The organism is Hyphomicrobium sp. (assembly GCF_051860585.1).
Taxonomy (GTDB): Bacteria; Pseudomonadota; Alphaproteobacteria; order Rhizobiales; family Hyphomicrobiaceae; genus Hyphomicrobium_C.
Genome location: NZ_JBHYDS010000006.1, coordinates 112,718 through 126,888 on the forward strand (window position 1 = coordinate 112,718; position 14,171 = coordinate 126,888).

The following is a 14,171-nucleotide window of genomic DNA, read 5'->3' on the forward strand; positions in this document are numbered from 1 at the left end:
CTCTCAGCGGGGTTAGCGCGCTATCTAGCGCATCTCAGCGGGCCGGTGGCCCGGTCGGGTTGCGAGAGCCCCCAGCCGTCGTTACGGCTGGTCTTTCACGGCTTGGGCAAGCGTCAATCACAATGGGTGTTACGGGGCTTTTATGGTCGACAATAACGACGCGCTGTTCCGCGAAGTCAAAGAGGAGCTCCGCCGCGAACAGTTCGCAAAGTTCTGGGAACGCTACGGATATTATATCGCCGGCACGGCCGTCGCGATCATCGCGATCATTGCGGGCGCAAAGCTTTGGGAAAGCCAGCGCGTCGTGCAGGCCAACCAGGCGGGCGCCGAGTACGAGCAGGCTGTCGATCTCGCCAAGTCAGGCAAGATCGAGGACGCCGGGAAGGCGTTCGACGGCCTCGCGGCCAGCGGACCCAAAGGCTATGCCACGCTCTCGGCCCTGGCGCACGCCGGCTCGCTCCTGAAAACAGACAAGCGCCCCGAAGCCCTCGCGGCTTTCGATAAGGTCGTGGCCGATACCTCGACCGACCCGCTGCTCGCCGATTTCGCGCGTATCCAAGCCGCATCGCTGCGTCTCGGCGAGGCCGACTTTACCGAGATGGAGAATCGGCTCAAGCCTTTGACGGGTGAAGACAGCTCGTGGCGCTACATCGCAAGCGAACTGCTCGGCACCGCGGCGTTGAAGGCCGGCAAGCTCGACGAGGCGCGCACCATTCTCGCGCCGCTGCTCGCCGAACCCGGGCTGACGCAGTCCGCGAGGGAACGCATCGATCGCCTGATGGGCAGGATCGCCACTTCGGAGCTTTCCAAGGCCGCTCCGGCACCGGCTGCGCAGACCGCGCCCGCCGCGTCACCCGCCGAACCGAAGGCGGCCGAGCCAACTTCGGCGCCTGCTGCGACCCCGGCCAAGCCTGAGACGCCGGCTGCAGAGAAGAAGACGGAGAAACCCGCATCGACTCCGTAGAGTCGTTCCGGCTCAAGTGGATCGCGGAACGCCTCTAGTTCTTTGTTTATCGTGCTTCTTATCGGACACTGTCGCTGGCGTGGCTTCGCCATGACCGGCACCCACTTTTCCGGAAGCACTCTAAGGGTCGGTCCTGGAGGGTTGAACATGACGCCGCGTCGCCCGAGCTGGGCTGCACTCCTCGGGGGGCTCGCCGTCCTGGCGACCGGCGCGCTCGCCGGTGGCTGCTCGGACAGCCTGCCCAGCCTGCCGAAGATGGGCGATCTCAACCCGTTCAAAGAGACGGTGCCGCCGCTGCCCGGCAAACGCATCGCGGTGCTTCCGACGCAGGACAAGGCGTTCGGCGAACTCGCCGAAGCCAATGCGCCGATCGTGCTTCCGCCACCGCATCTCAACGACAGCTGGCCGCAGCCGGGCGGTGAGGCCAGCAACGCGCCGGGCCATCTCGCGCTTGCCGGCAATACGCTGCGCCAGACCTGGAGCGTCAGCGCCGGCAAGGGCACCAGCAAGGTCGGCCGCGTCTCGGCTCCACCGATCGTCTACGACGGGCGCGTGTACGCGCTCGATTCCGACGGCAAGGTTTCCGCGTTCGCAGTATCCGGCGGTGCGGCGGTCTGGAGCGCGACGCTGGCGCCCACCACCGACAAAAAGGGCCCCGGCTTTTCCGCCATCACCCAGAACATCCTCAACCTGACGGCCGAAGACGGCGGCGGCTACGGCGGCGGCATCGCCGCGGACGGCGGGCGTCTCTATGGGGTCAGCGGCTTTGGCGCGGTGATCGCGCTCGATCCGGCGACCGGAAAGCGGCTCTGGGAAAAGAACATCGGCGTGCCGATCCGCGCGGCGCCGACCTCCGCAGCCGACCGGCTGTTCGTTCTGACCATCGAGGGCAAGCTCTATTGCCTGTCCACGACCGACGGGACGGAGCTGTGGGTCGTGCGCGGGTTGCCGCAGCAGGCCAGCCTCGGCCTCAACGCCAGCCCCGCAGTGGAAGGGGATGTCGTCGTCGTTCCCTATCCGTCGGGCGATCTCGTCGCGCTGCGTATCTCGGACGGCAGCGGCCTCTGGTCGGAAAGCCTGTCGCGCTCGCGCACCACCTCTCAGCTCGCTTCGATGAGCGATGCGGCCCGGCCGGCGCTCAACAACGGCACGGTCTTCGCCATCGGCCACGGCGGGCGCATGGTTGCCACGGTCGCGTCCAGCGGCGAACGGCTCTGGTCCATCAGCCTGCCGGGAACACAAGCCCCTTACGTGGTTGGAGATACGGTGTTCGTCGTCGACACCACGGGCCAGCTCATGGCGCTCAACCGGCGCGACGGCAAAGTGCAGTGGACGGTGAAGCTGCCCAATTCGAACACATGGTCGGGGCCGGTGCTGGCCAACGGCACCCTGTGGCTGGCCTCCAAGGATGGCCAATTGGCAGGTGTGGATGCTGCAACCGGGCGCGTGACAGGCCAGATGGGTGTTGGCGGGCCGGTTTTCATCACGCCGATCGTGGCTCAGGGCAAGCTGTTCGTGCTGACGGACGACGCCAAACTCGTCGCCTTCAACTGAGCCAGCGCTGATCTCGACGTTTCCCGTACCTCATTGTTACTGCCGCGCTTCTCGTGGCCAGGAAGGTAAGGACATCTGCCGAAGCACCTAGCTTCGCGGATGCGTTTGCCTTTATACTCATCTTCAGTCCACCTCGCTCATGGGGCAGAAGATGGCGAAGCCTGCCGTGCCGAAGCGTTGGAGATTCCTCGCCCTCGCGGCGCTTCTCGGCTTCCTGCACCTGCCCGCAGACCGTTCGGCCGCCAGCGAAGCGTTCGACACGTCGGCCATCGAGGCAAGCGTTGTCCGGGTGATGGCGCCCCAGATCAACAATCCCGACCAGATGAGCATCGGCACGGGCTGGATCGTGTCCGGCCGCCGCATCGTCGTGACCAACAATCACGTGGTCGAGGGCGGGGCGAGCTTTCACCTCGCCATGCTGGTGGACGGCAAACCCAAGGTGATCGACGCCAAGCTGCTCAGGCGGTCTCCGGACAAGGATCTGGCGGTTCTCGAAGCGGTGAGCGATCTGCCCGGTGAAGCGCTGCCGCTGGCAGGCTACGAGACGAAAGCGACCACGCGCGTGATCGCCATCGGATTTCCCGGCACGGCCGACGTGGCGCTGTTTGCCGACAAGAGCACCGGCGAAATGAAGTCCGTCCGCTTCGGTCCGCAGGACGAAGACTTCTATCGGCCGACGTGGACGGAAGGCGTTGCGTCGCGCAACCTCAGCTACTTCCGCAGCATCGACGGGCCGGCGCTGCAGCACTCCGCCGCCATCAACCAGGGCAATAGCGGCGGGCCGCTGATCGACAGCTGCGGGCGCGTGCTCGGCGTCAATACGATCCGCGCGGTTGAGAACGATCCGCAGGGCGTGTTTTATGCCATTCACCCCAGGGAGATCACGCGCTTCCTGGAAGTCGCAAGCTTTTCACCGCAGGTGATCTCGAGCACTTGCAACATCACGAGCACCGCGTCCAATGCGCTGATGTTTCCGATGTTCTTCGCCAGTCTCGCGCTTGCCGCGGCGTCGCTGTTCATCGCTTACCGCAAGCAGGTCCCGGCCGTCGTGCGCCCGGTGACGGCCGTCGCCAACCGCGTCAGCCAGGTGGTGGCGGACGCGGGCTTCGGCGACCGTGTGGCGCGCGACCGCGCCAAGCGCGAGCGGCTCGCGCCACCGCCGGCGCGGCGTAACAAGGCCCTCACGCTCGTTCCCAAGGCGGCGGGTCCGGAATTCGTGATCGACCGCGACAAGCTCGCGAGTGGGCAACCCCTGATCGTCGGGCGTTCGCGCAGTTCCGACGTGGTGCTCACGCACGAGAGCGTCAGCCGGCGCCATGCGCGCCTGTGGCTCGACAAGGCCGGGGCGCTCTGGATCGAGGATCTCGGGTCGAGCGCCGGAACGTTCATCGGCACCGATCGCGTCACCAAGGCCGTCGTGCCGGCGGGCCAACCGGTCCGGTTCGGCGCGGTGGGATACACGTTCCATCTGGGGCGAGACTTATGACACTTGCTTTCCGTTTTGCCAGCCGCGCGCATCGCGCAGGCTGACATCCTCACGTCAGGGCCCTGAATGGAACACGAATTCTCGCTTCCCATCGGCACGCTTCTCGCGGACGAATATCGCATCGACGGCATCCTCGGCGCGGGCGGCTTCGGCATCACCTATCGCGCGCGCGACGTGAAGCTCGATATCGACGTCGCCATCAAGGAATACTTTCCGCGCGATTTCGCGAGCCGGTCGAACACGGTCACCGTGCAGCCGCGCGGGCGGAGCGAGGTCGAGCAATTCAAGTGGGGGCTGTCGCAATTCATCGACGAGGCGCGCCGCCTCGCGCGTCTGCAGCACCCGAACATCGTGCGCTGCATGCGGTACTTCGAGGGTAACGAGACCGGCTACTTCGTCATGACGTTCGAAGAAGGCCAAACGCTCGAGAACCGGTTTCCGAAACCTCCCCAGCAGCGCGAACTCGACCAGGTGCTCGAGCCGCTGCTCAATGCGCTCGAAGCGCTGCACGCGGCGGGCATCTATCATCGCGACATTTCGCCGGACAACATCCTGATCCGCGACGACGGCAGTCCCGTGCTGATCGACTTCGGCGCCAGCCGCCAGGCGCTCGCGCGACGCACGCAAACCGTGGCCGCGATCGTCAAGCCCGGCTATTCGCCGATCGAGCAATACGATCGCGAAACGAGCCAGCAGGGCGCGTGGTCGGACATCTATTCGCTCGGCGCCACCATCTACAGCGTCATCTCGGGTGGGCCGCCGCCGGACGCGCTGTCGCGCGTGCGCAGGGACACCTATGTGCCGGCCAGCGAGACGGCGCGCGGCGCGTACCGGAGCGACTTTCTCGCCGCGGTGGACTGGGCGCTGCAAACGGATTCCGAGAACCGGCCCGTCACCATTCGCGAGTGGCGGCGCAAGCTGATGGGAGCGCCGAGCGGCCGCGGCTCCGTGCCGACTGCGGCCACGCGCTACCAGCCGGGCGCGGACGTGAAGACGAAGGTCACGCGCTTTTTCGGCGGCGGCGGTGGCGACGGGAAGCCCCCCGGCGATGCGGACAAGACGCCGCTGCGATGGCCCGACTACGTGCTGCGCGGCGCGGCGCTCGTGATGCTTGCCGTGTTCTTGATCCGCACGTTCAGCAGCGAGCCCAAGACGACGGTGTCGCCGGTCCCCACGCCACAAGGCGAAGCCGCCGCCGTGGACACGACGGAGGAGCGGCGCCTGCCGATCTTCGCGAGCCAGGATGCGAATGCGGTGTGGGGCCGCGTGGAGCTGGTGCTGCGCCGTCTCGGCCATATGACCGGCACGGGCACGGCGACGATTTCCGACATCCGCGAGGGCCTGAAGGCGTATCAGGGCGCCATCGGCGAGCACAAAACCGGCATTCTGAACCAGGCCACCGTGAACCGGATCCTCGAGGAGCCGGTCGAGCTCGACAACTACACCGTGCCGGGCGCGGTTGCCGACGGGCGCTGGCTCTACGAGCAAAACACGGAGCTGTGCTCGATCTCGACGGGCGCAACCCAGATCGAGGGCCGTACGCTCGTGACGACGCGGCCGACGCTGGCGTTCTCGCGCAAGCGTAAAACCGACAACGTCGACGAAATCGACATCTACATGGCGAAATCGAACCTGTTCGATACGTCGCTTCCGATCAGCATGTCGGCGGGCGGCACGCATCAACTGCTGCAGGTGGACGGCGAGAACATCTCGATGATCCAGGACGCTGACGGGTCGTGGTCGCGGGAGGTCACGCGGACGCTTCGTTATCACCAAGGCGAGGTGCAGATGACGGGCGCCTCGGTGTTCGGCGGCACGCTGAAGCTCACGTTCTCGACCGATGGGTTCGAACGCGCATTCCGGGCCTTGGCGGCCGAATGCGGGCCGGGCGCCACGTACTGGATCGACGACTGGGGCGGCGTGGCGAAAGACTCGCAGTCGATGATCTTTCACTCGATCAAGCATGGCAACGAAGACAAGGCGAAGGAAGCGGCGATGCGTGAGTGCACGTCGCGTTCGGAGCAGGGCGGGTGCGAGCACTACGTCACGTTCAAGGATCAATGCTGGTCGATCGCGAGCGGTTTGCGCGGCAAGGACGACTGGGGTACGGGCTGGGCTTCCGACACGACGCTCGAGTCCGCCAAGACGCTGTCACTCGAAGCGTGCGCCAACGACGGCGGCAAGAATTGCGAAATCGTGATGCACGTTTGCGCCGACGGATCCAACGAGTGGCACGCTTCGGCGCAATAGCGGCGCTGGCCTGACGCTTGGTGGATGTGCGGTGGCCGGGCTGTCCTGCCTTGCGCGGTGCCCAAGCCGGTTTACATGCGGCCGCATCTGTGAAGATGGTCGGACGCGCCGGGGACTGATTTAACCATGCGGGCGGGTTCCTGGAGGGCCCCGCGGCGGGCCAGACCGGCCGGTTACGATCCTCGCCTCAATCCTGGCCTGAGTGGGCGGCGGCTGTGCCGCTTTGCTTTTCGCGACGTTTCAGGCCATAAGCGCGCCTCAAGCGAGCGTGACATGACCCCAAAAATCGCCATCGTCGGCCGGCCCAACGTCGGGAAGTCGACCCTTTTCAATAGGCTCACCGGTACCCGCGACGCCCTCGTCTCGGATTTGCCGGGGCTTACGCGTGACCGCAAGCACGGCGAGGCGGAGCTTGGCGGCCACGTCGTCAGCCTGATCGACACGGCAGGTCTTGAGGTCGCGCAGCGCGGCTCGATCGCCGACCGGATGCGGGCGCAATCGGAAGCGGCTATCGAGCAGGCCGATCTCGTTCTTTTCGTCATCGATGCCAAGGCGGGCGTGACGGCGACGGACCAAACGTTTGCGACCACGGTGCGCGCTTCGGGGCGCCCGGTGGTGCTGATCGCAAACAAGTGCGAGGGCCGCACCTCCGACAGCGGGTTCTACGACGCGTTCAAGCTCGGACTTGGTGAGCCGGTGGCGATTTCCGCCGAGCACGGCCTGGGGCTGTCGGACCTCGAGCGTGACGCGATGGCGGCGCTCGGTCTCACGCCGAAGAGCCGGCCGAAACGCCGCGACGGCGATGCACCCGAGGACGAGCCTGTCCAGCCACGCAAGCCGCTGCGTGTGGCGATCGTCGGGCGGCCGAATGCGGGCAAGTCCACGCTCGTCAACGCGCTGCTCGGCGAGGATCGCATGATCACGGGGCCGGAGCCGGGGCTGACGCGCGATACGGTCGCGAGCGACATCCAATGGAACGGGCAGACCATCAAGCTGTTCGACACGGCGGGGCTCAGGCGGCGCGCGAAGATCACGGACCTCGCGGAAAAGCTTTCCGCCGGGGATTCGATCAAGGCGATCCGTTTCGCTGAGGTGGTCGTGTTGCTGATCGATGCGGATCGCGGGCTCGAGCATCAGGATCTCAGCATCGGCGAACATGTGACGGAGGAAGGTCGCGCGCTCGTCATCGCCATCAACAAGTGGGACCTCATCGAGGACAAGCAGAAGTTCCTCAAGGCGATGTTCGATAAGATCGGCGCGGGACTGGCCCAGGTTCCCGGCGTCGCCGTCGTGCCGATCTCGGCGGCGAGTGAAAAGGGCCTCGACAAGCTGCTCAAGGCGATCGTGACGGCGTCGGACATCTGGAACAAGCGCGTGGCGACGCCGAAGCTCAACCGCTGGCTCCAGGAGGCGCTGGCGCGCCATGCGCCGCCCGCACCCTCCGGCCGCCGCCTCAAGATCCGCTACATGACGCAGCCCTCGACGCGGCCGCCAACGTTCGTGGCTTTCTGCACGCGTCCCGATGCGTTGCCGCAAACGTATCAGCGTTATCTCGTGAACAGCCTGCGCGAGGCGTTCGATCTGCCCGGCGTGCCGATCCGGCTCAATCTGCGCAGCGGCGACAATCCGTTTGCGCCGAAGCGGCGGGGCCGATAGCGCCTGCCGGGATCTCTCGGCTTAGTTTCCTGTATTGACCGCATTTTCTTGCCGCCTCTGCCTCGGCGCCGACGCGGCCGAAGCGGCGTAACCGACATGTCGCGCCCATTTTGACGTTGGCCCTGGCGCTTACAATGTCTCTGGCGCGGGCCTGTTGCGCGGGGTAATTTCCGGCGGGGATCCGGCCGGTTGAAATCAAGAAACAGGAAATACGATGTCCGAAGTTGTCAGTTCAGTCCCGACGGCGGCCGTGCGGCGCGCCGTTCGCACGGCGATGATCGCAGCGGTTGCGATCTCGTTCGTCTCGGTCGAGGCGAATGCCTACAGCAAAAAAGTCGAGAACGCGTGCCGCGGCGATTACGACACGCATTGCCCTGCCTACAAGGTCGGATCGTCTGCGCTGCGGGACTGCATCACGCTGGCCGGCAAGCGTGGCAATCTCAGCAAACAGTGCTTCGATGCGCTCGTGGACGCCGGCATGGTGCCGAGGAAGTATCTGAAGAAGAAGTGAGTGACTGCTGGGCCCGCCGGGGGACGTCAATCCCTCGCGGGCTGCCCCGATCCGATGCGCGTCGCCCACAACTCGCAGCGGAACTACTCGAAGCGAGAATCGCAGCGGGCGGGAGCATGGCAGCGAACCCGAAGATGCTGCCTCACTCACCGCCCGCACGGGCGTCACCAAAGATGGCGCCGCACCGGACCTCGGTAGATAGGTGACACGCCCTTAAACATCAAGGGCTCAATTTTTCTAATGCGGATGCCGATGACGGACGAGAAGGCCGAGGTTCTGTTCTATCACCTCGAGCGCACCTCGCTCGAAAGCGTGTTGCCGTCGCTCGTCGCGCGTACGCTCGAGCGCGGATGGCGCGCCGTCGTGCAGGCGGGAAGTCAGGAACGGCTCGAAGCGATCGATCTCTTCTTGTGGACATACGACGACGCTAGTTTTCTGCCGCACGGAACGCTGCGCGACGGCGATCCGGCGCGCCAGCCGGTCTATCTCACGCTGGGCGACGAAACACCCAACGGCGCGGGCGTGCGCTTTCTCGTCGATGGCGCGGAAATCGCGGAATATCAGGGGTTTTCGCGTATCGTCTGCATTTTCGACGGTCGCGACACCGAGGCCACGGGACGGGCGCGCAGCCAATGGCAAGCGGCGCGCGCCGCCGGATGCACGGTGACTTACTGGCGGCAATCGGCGGACACCGGACGGTGGGAGAAGCAGGGCTGAGGCCGGCGAACTAGAGTCGTTCCGCTTTACGTGGAATCTCGGAACGACTCTGTCTTTGTTTTGTCGTGCTTCTAATCGGAAAACCGGTTCCCACTTTTCCGGAAGCACTCTAAGCGCCAGTCAGCTTCTTGCTCTCCTTCACGAAGGCCGCGCACGCATCGGCGCACGCTTTGCACACCTCGTGATGGCTCTCGTGCTTGCGGCAGACCTTCTCGCAGTCGGCGCAGATGTCACCACAGACCTTGGCGAGCTCCTTCAGCCGCGGCGCATCAATGGACGCGAGGCGCGTGACCGCGGTGCACACCGGCATCATGGCGAGCACGCTCTCCAGGCATTCGGCGAGCATGGTGTCGCCCTTGGCCAGCGTCTCCAGGCAATGGGGGACGCACGCTTCGCCGCGGCGCACGCAGTCGGCCGCCGCGTCGATCAGGGCTTGGTGCTGCGAGGCCGCCTTGCTGTTGGCATCTGTTTCGGTGCGGTGCTCATGGCCGGCGTGCGGGTCCTGAGCGAGACTCTTTGGTGCGGCGCCAAAGAGGGCGGCCGCGCCTGCGAGTGCCGCGCCGCCGAGAGCCAGAGCGGAGCGGCGGCTCAGGCCGTCTTGCGCGCCCATCGTGTGACGATCGATCTCGGACATGAAAACCCCAATTTAATTGACGTGTCGCCGACGTTAGCCGCTGGCGCCGGGCAAAGTTTAGGCGCCCGCGGGACCGCCGATCGGAGCACGGCGATCCTGCAGGAATCCCGTCAGGTCGAGCGTCATGTGGTGAATGTGGTCGGGCAGCTCGGTCCAGGACTTCATCTGCTGCTGGACGGGATGATCGAGATAGCTCGAATGGACGAGCACCGTCGTCATGCCGAGATCGTGCGGCACGGCAAGGTTCATCGGCATGTCCTCGAACATCGCCGCGCGAGCGGCCGCAACGCCATGGCGGCGGATCATGCGCTGGAAGGCTTCGGCCTCCGGCTTCGGCACGTACTCGCACGCCGCGATATCGCAGATGTCCTCGAACAGATCGAGCACGCCGAGTTTTTCGGCGACGCGCTCCGCATGGCGGTGCGATCCATTGGTGAAAATCAGCCGGCGGCCGGGAAGGACTTCGATTTCAGCGCGCAAGGCGGGCGATGCGCCGACCGGGGAGAGGTCGATGTCGTGCACGTAGGCCAGGAACTCGGCCGGGTCGAGCTTGTGGATCTTCATAAGGCCGGCAAGCGTCGTGCCGAACTGGCGATAGTAGGTCTTCTGCAGGTGGCGGGCGTAGACGTACGGAACGCCGAGGTAACGGGCGATGAATTCACCCATGCGCCGATCGACTTCGGCGAACAGATTGCATTCGGCCGGATAGAGGGTGTTGTCGAGATCGAAGATCCAGACGTCGGTGCTGTCGAAGCCTCGCGGCGTGAGCCCGGCGCGCGGCGCGAGCAGAGCCGGTTTTGCGGCTGCGGCAGATGCGCCCGGCGTGCTGGAGCGGCTCGCCGTCATCCGGCAATCTTCGGCTTGGGCTTGCGCCGGCCAACGAGCGTGCCGGCGCCGTGATCGGTCAGTAGCTCGAGCAGCACGCTGTGCGGCACACGTCCGTTGATGATGACCACGGCCTCGACGCCCGCTTCGACCACTTCGATGCAGCCTTCGATCTTGGGGATCATGCCGCCCGTGATGGTGCCATTGCGGATCAGCTCCTGGGCCTCGTCCACGGCGAGTTCGGGGATCAATTTGCCGTTCTTGTCGAGCACGCCTTCGACGTCGGTCAGCAGCAGCAGGCGCTTGGCCTTCATGCGCGCGGCGAGGGCCGAGGCGAACGTATCGGCGTTGATGTTCAGCGTTTCGCCTTCCGGCGAGATACCGATGGGCGCGATGACGGGGATCAGATCGGACTTCGAGATGACGTCGACGATGTGCGGGTTGACGTGCAGCGGATCGCCGACAAAGCCGATGTCGACGTCCATGACCTCGTTCGTCTTGGGGTCGGCCATCCTGGTGATCTTGCGCGCGATCATCAGGTTGGCATCCTTGCCGCAGATGCCGACGGCCTTGCCGCCCTGACGGTTGATGGCGAGGACGATGTCCTTGTTGATGCGGCCGGCGAGGACCATCTCGACGACTTCGACGGTTGCCTTGTCCGTTACGCGCAGGCCGTTGACGAACTCGGACGTGATGTCGAGCTTCTTCAGCATGGTCGCGATCTGTGGGCCGCCGCCGTGCACGACGATCGGATTCACGCCAGACTGCTTCAGGTAGACGATGTCCTGGGCGAAGGCGTCCGACAGCGCCTGGTCGCCCATGGCGTGGCCGCCGAACTTCACGACGACGGTCTCCTCGTCGTAGCGCAGCATGTTGGGAAGCGCTTCCGCGAGAATGCGGGCCTGGACGTGTGCCGAAACTTCCTTCGTATCGAAATTACCCTGGGCCGCGCCGGGCATGTCCTTCACGTTCGCCATCGTTCGTTCGGCTCCTGCTGCGCAGCATTCTCCACGGAATTCGGGTCCGGTCCGCGTCCGGCAGGCACATATACCCCTTGGACGGCGCGTCTCAACGGATTTCCTACACATTCACGCGCCAAGATTACGCGTTGAGTTCTCCGGGTTTGGGGTCCAACCTTGCCCGGATTGGGATCATAACGTCATATCCCACATGGGAGATTCGGCGGAGATCCGCTCCGCTAGGCCTGGCTGCGCCGATTTGCCGGCGGCAGGAGGGACTGGCGGGCAGGGGCGGCGTTCAAAGGGAAGCCTGAATGACGACCATGATCGTCGATGATCTCGGTAGAATTCCTATGTCGCCTTACCTGACGGCGACGCTGACGCGGGCCGCGGACTATGCAACCGCGCAAAGCCACCGCGAGGTCGGGCTCGAACATCTGCTCCTGGCGCTGACCGAGGATCCCGAAGCGACGGTCGTCATGAAGGCGAGCAACGTCGATCTGGCTCAGCTCGCGGCCGAAGTTTCGGAGTATCTGGGCCGCTCCGACGACCGCCTGCAGCCGAACAGCACTCAGACCACCGCCATATCGACCGACTTGAGGCGCATTCTCGAAGCGGCCGCGGCGGCTGCGCGGCAGGGACGGCGCCGCGAGATCAACGGCGCGATCGTGCTTGCGGCCATCGTGGGAGACGGGACCAGCGCGGCCGCGAACTTCCTGCGCGTGCAGGGACTGACCTTCGAGGAGGTGATCAGGGCGTTGCAACGGGCCGCGCCGGTCGCGCCTCCGCCGCCGTCGCCTGCTCCCGTGCCGGCTCCGTCACCCGCGCCAACCGGCGCCGCGCCGCCGGTCTCTGCACCGCCTGTCGCCGCGCCTGCGCCCCGGCCAGAACCCCAACCCCAGCCAGCGCCGGTTGCCGCGCCTCCACCGCCCGCACCGGTCCCGGCACCCGCGCCGCATTATCCAGCCCCGCCGCAGACCGATTTCACGCAGCCTGCGAGCACGGAGGAAATCCTCGCCTCCGCGCGCGAACGGCTGCAGACCCGCACTGAGCCGCGCGAGGGGCCAGCCGCTCCCGCGCCCGTCTCTCCCGCTTCTCTCCCGCGGGCCAACTATCCCGATCTGGGCGGCCCGTCCCATCCGGTCTCCCGCCAGCCCGCGCCTCCTGGTCTAGAGGACGACCGCTACGCCAATTTTGGCGAGGCGGCGCCCGGCACGCCTATGGACGAACCGTTCGACAACGTCCCCGCGCCGTGGCCCGCGGAGACGGAAGACCCGCCATCCAATCCGTCTCCCCATTCGTCCTCCGACGGGTACGCGCATTACGAGGGCGGCTACGCGCCTGCGCCGGTGCCTGTTCCTGGGCCGCCGCAATCCGCGCCGGCAACCGCGCGCCGGCCGGGCGGGGCGGATGTGCCGCGTACGGGTCCGCCCACTGCTCCCGAGCGACGACGCGCAAGCTCGTCCGGGCCGTTCGTCGGTTCGTGGCCGCTCATCGAAGCCGGGCAGCTGATCGAGAATATCCCGCGCCGCATGCGCGCCGCGCTGCCGGTCGTGGTTGAGGCGCGGATTGCGCGCGCCGACGTCAAGGCGCTGGCTGAGGGTCTCTCAGGTGGCGGGGCGGTGTTCCGGCACGAGGTCGTCGTTACGAAGGCGATGTCGGTGCGGCTGCGGGCGCCAGACGGCGGCTTCACGATCGAAAACCGGTCTCCCGAAACCCAGTGGATCGAGAATGTGCTCGGGCTGGGGAGCGACGATTTCGCGAGCTGGCGCTGGACGGTGACGCCGCGGGTGCGCGGAAAGCGCCAGCTTCAACTCATCGTCTCCGCGCGCACGGTCGGGGCGGATGGGGTGACGGCTGAAACGGCTTTGCCCGATCAGGTGATCGAGGTGCGGGTCGCGACCAACTACGGGCGCACGGCCAAACGCTGGGCCGGATGGATCGCGGCCGCCGTCGCCGGCGGACTGCTGGCCAAGTTCGGCGAGATGGGCTTCGTGATCGTGAAGCTCCTCGCCGCCAAGCATCTTGGCCTCTGATCGGCATTGGCATGCCGAGGCCGCCGCTCACCGTCCGCAGCTTCGCTCCCATTGCCGCGCCGGACGCACGCTTGCTGATCCTGGGTAGCATGCCGGGTGTTGCGTCGCTCGACGCCGGCCAATACTACGCCCACCCGCAGAATGCATTCTGGCGCATTATGGGAGAGCTGGTCCAAGCCGGGCCGGACAAGAGCTACGACGAGCGGACACGCATTTTGCGCAAGCGCGGCATTGCCGTTTGGGATGTCTTGAAATCCTGCGTGCGTCCGGGGAGCCTGGATGCCGACATCCGCGATGAGGTTCCGAACGACTTCGCGGCCTTCTTCGCGGCTCACCCGCGCATCGCCCGCATCGGTCTCAACGGCGGCAAGGCGGCGGCGAGCTTCAGGGCGCACGCGGCGCGACATTGTCCGCCGGGTGTGCCGGTTGCCAGGCTGCCGTCGACGAGCCCTGCGCACGCAGCCCGAAGCTTTGCTGAAAAGTGCGAGATGTGGCGCGCGGGGTTGGGGCTCGATGCCAGCCTGTGACTGAGGCGGCGCCTGTCACGCGAGGATGACGTGCGCCGCCTGTCGTTTGCCA

At 66.0% G+C, this 14,171-nt stretch carries 12 protein-coding genes; 9 read left to right on the plus strand and 3 right to left on the minus strand.

The features are described from left to right. Positions 1-142 precede the first annotated feature (142 nt). The 7 genes from ACTIFK_RS11320 to ACTIFK_RS11350 all read left to right on the plus strand — a co-directional run bounded on the left by ACTIFK_RS11320 (position 143) and on the right by ACTIFK_RS11350 (position 9,138). Positions 143-964: a tetratricopeptide repeat protein gene (locus ACTIFK_RS11320; RefSeq protein WP_439543176.1), complete on the plus strand. Its 822-nt coding sequence runs from the start codon at positions 143-145 to the stop codon at positions 962-964. A gap of 147 nt (positions 965-1,111) precedes the next feature. Then, entirely contained in the window at positions 1,112-2,518 is a 1,407-nt protein-coding gene (locus tag ACTIFK_RS11325; RefSeq protein ID WP_439543177.1) for an outer membrane protein assembly factor BamB family protein, read from the plus strand. Between the two features lie 151 nt (positions 2,519-2,669). Continuing rightward, a complete protein-coding gene (locus tag ACTIFK_RS11330) occupies positions 2,670-4,004 on the plus strand; it encodes a trypsin-like peptidase domain-containing protein (protein ID WP_439543178.1) in 1,335 nt (444 codons plus the stop codon). A 66-nt stretch (positions 4,005-4,070) separates the two neighbouring features. Next, positions 4,071-6,254: a protein kinase domain-containing protein gene (locus ACTIFK_RS11335; protein ID WP_439543179.1), complete on the plus strand. Its 2,184-nt coding sequence runs from the start codon at positions 4,071-4,073 to the stop codon at positions 6,252-6,254. A 273-nt stretch (positions 6,255-6,527) separates the two neighbouring features. Next, positions 6,528-7,910 carry a ribosome biogenesis GTPase Der gene (der, locus tag ACTIFK_RS11340; RefSeq protein WP_439543180.1) on the plus strand — a complete coding sequence of 461 codons (1,383 nt, stop codon included), beginning with the start codon at positions 6,528-6,530 and terminating at the stop codon, positions 7,908-7,910. A 214-nt stretch (positions 7,911-8,124) separates the two neighbouring features. Continuing rightward, complete coding sequence (locus ACTIFK_RS11345; protein WP_439543181.1) at positions 8,125-8,421, plus strand: hypothetical protein; 297 nt, start codon at positions 8,125-8,127, stop codon at positions 8,419-8,421. 252 nt (positions 8,422-8,673) lie between these two features. After that, positions 8,674-9,138: a DNA polymerase III subunit chi gene (locus ACTIFK_RS11350; RefSeq protein WP_439543182.1), complete on the plus strand. Its 465-nt coding sequence runs from the start codon at positions 8,674-8,676 to the stop codon at positions 9,136-9,138. Positions 9,139-9,247: 109 nt separating this feature from the next. On the opposite strand, the gene ACTIFK_RS11355 is transcribed toward ACTIFK_RS11350, so the two are convergent. From ACTIFK_RS11355 to argB, 3 genes are read right to left on the minus strand one after another with little or no spacing between them, the layout of a single operon-like run. After that, a complete protein-coding gene (locus ACTIFK_RS11355; protein ID WP_439543183.1) occupies positions 9,248-9,772 on the minus strand; it encodes a Csp1 family four helix bundle copper storage protein in 525 nt (174 codons plus the stop codon). A gap of 57 nt (positions 9,773-9,829) precedes the next feature. Then, positions 9,830-10,618, minus strand: coding sequence for a pyrimidine 5'-nucleotidase (locus tag ACTIFK_RS11360; RefSeq protein WP_439543184.1), 789 nt, complete (start codon positions 10,616-10,618; stop codon positions 9,830-9,832). After that, on the minus strand, positions 10,615-11,574 hold the full coding sequence (argB, locus tag ACTIFK_RS11365) for an acetylglutamate kinase (protein ID WP_439543185.1): 960 nt from the start codon (positions 11,572-11,574) through the stop codon (positions 10,615-10,617). The genes ACTIFK_RS11360 and argB overlap by 4 nt, the downstream gene beginning before the upstream one ends. A 296-nt stretch (positions 11,575-11,870) precedes the next feature. On the opposite strand from argB, the gene ACTIFK_RS11370 reads away from it, so the two are divergent. Both ACTIFK_RS11370 and ACTIFK_RS11375 read left to right on the plus strand, forming a co-directional pair. Beyond that, positions 11,871-13,592 carry a Clp protease N-terminal domain-containing protein gene (locus ACTIFK_RS11370; protein WP_439543186.1) on the plus strand — a complete coding sequence of 574 codons (1,722 nt, stop codon included), beginning with the start codon at positions 11,871-11,873 and terminating at the stop codon, positions 13,590-13,592. A gap of 11 nt (positions 13,593-13,603) precedes the next feature. Then, positions 13,604-14,119, plus strand: a complete 516-nt coding sequence (locus tag ACTIFK_RS11375; protein ID WP_439543187.1) for a DNA-deoxyinosine glycosylase — start codon at positions 13,604-13,606, stop codon at positions 14,117-14,119. The last annotated feature ends 52 nt before the right edge of the window (positions 14,120-14,171 follow it).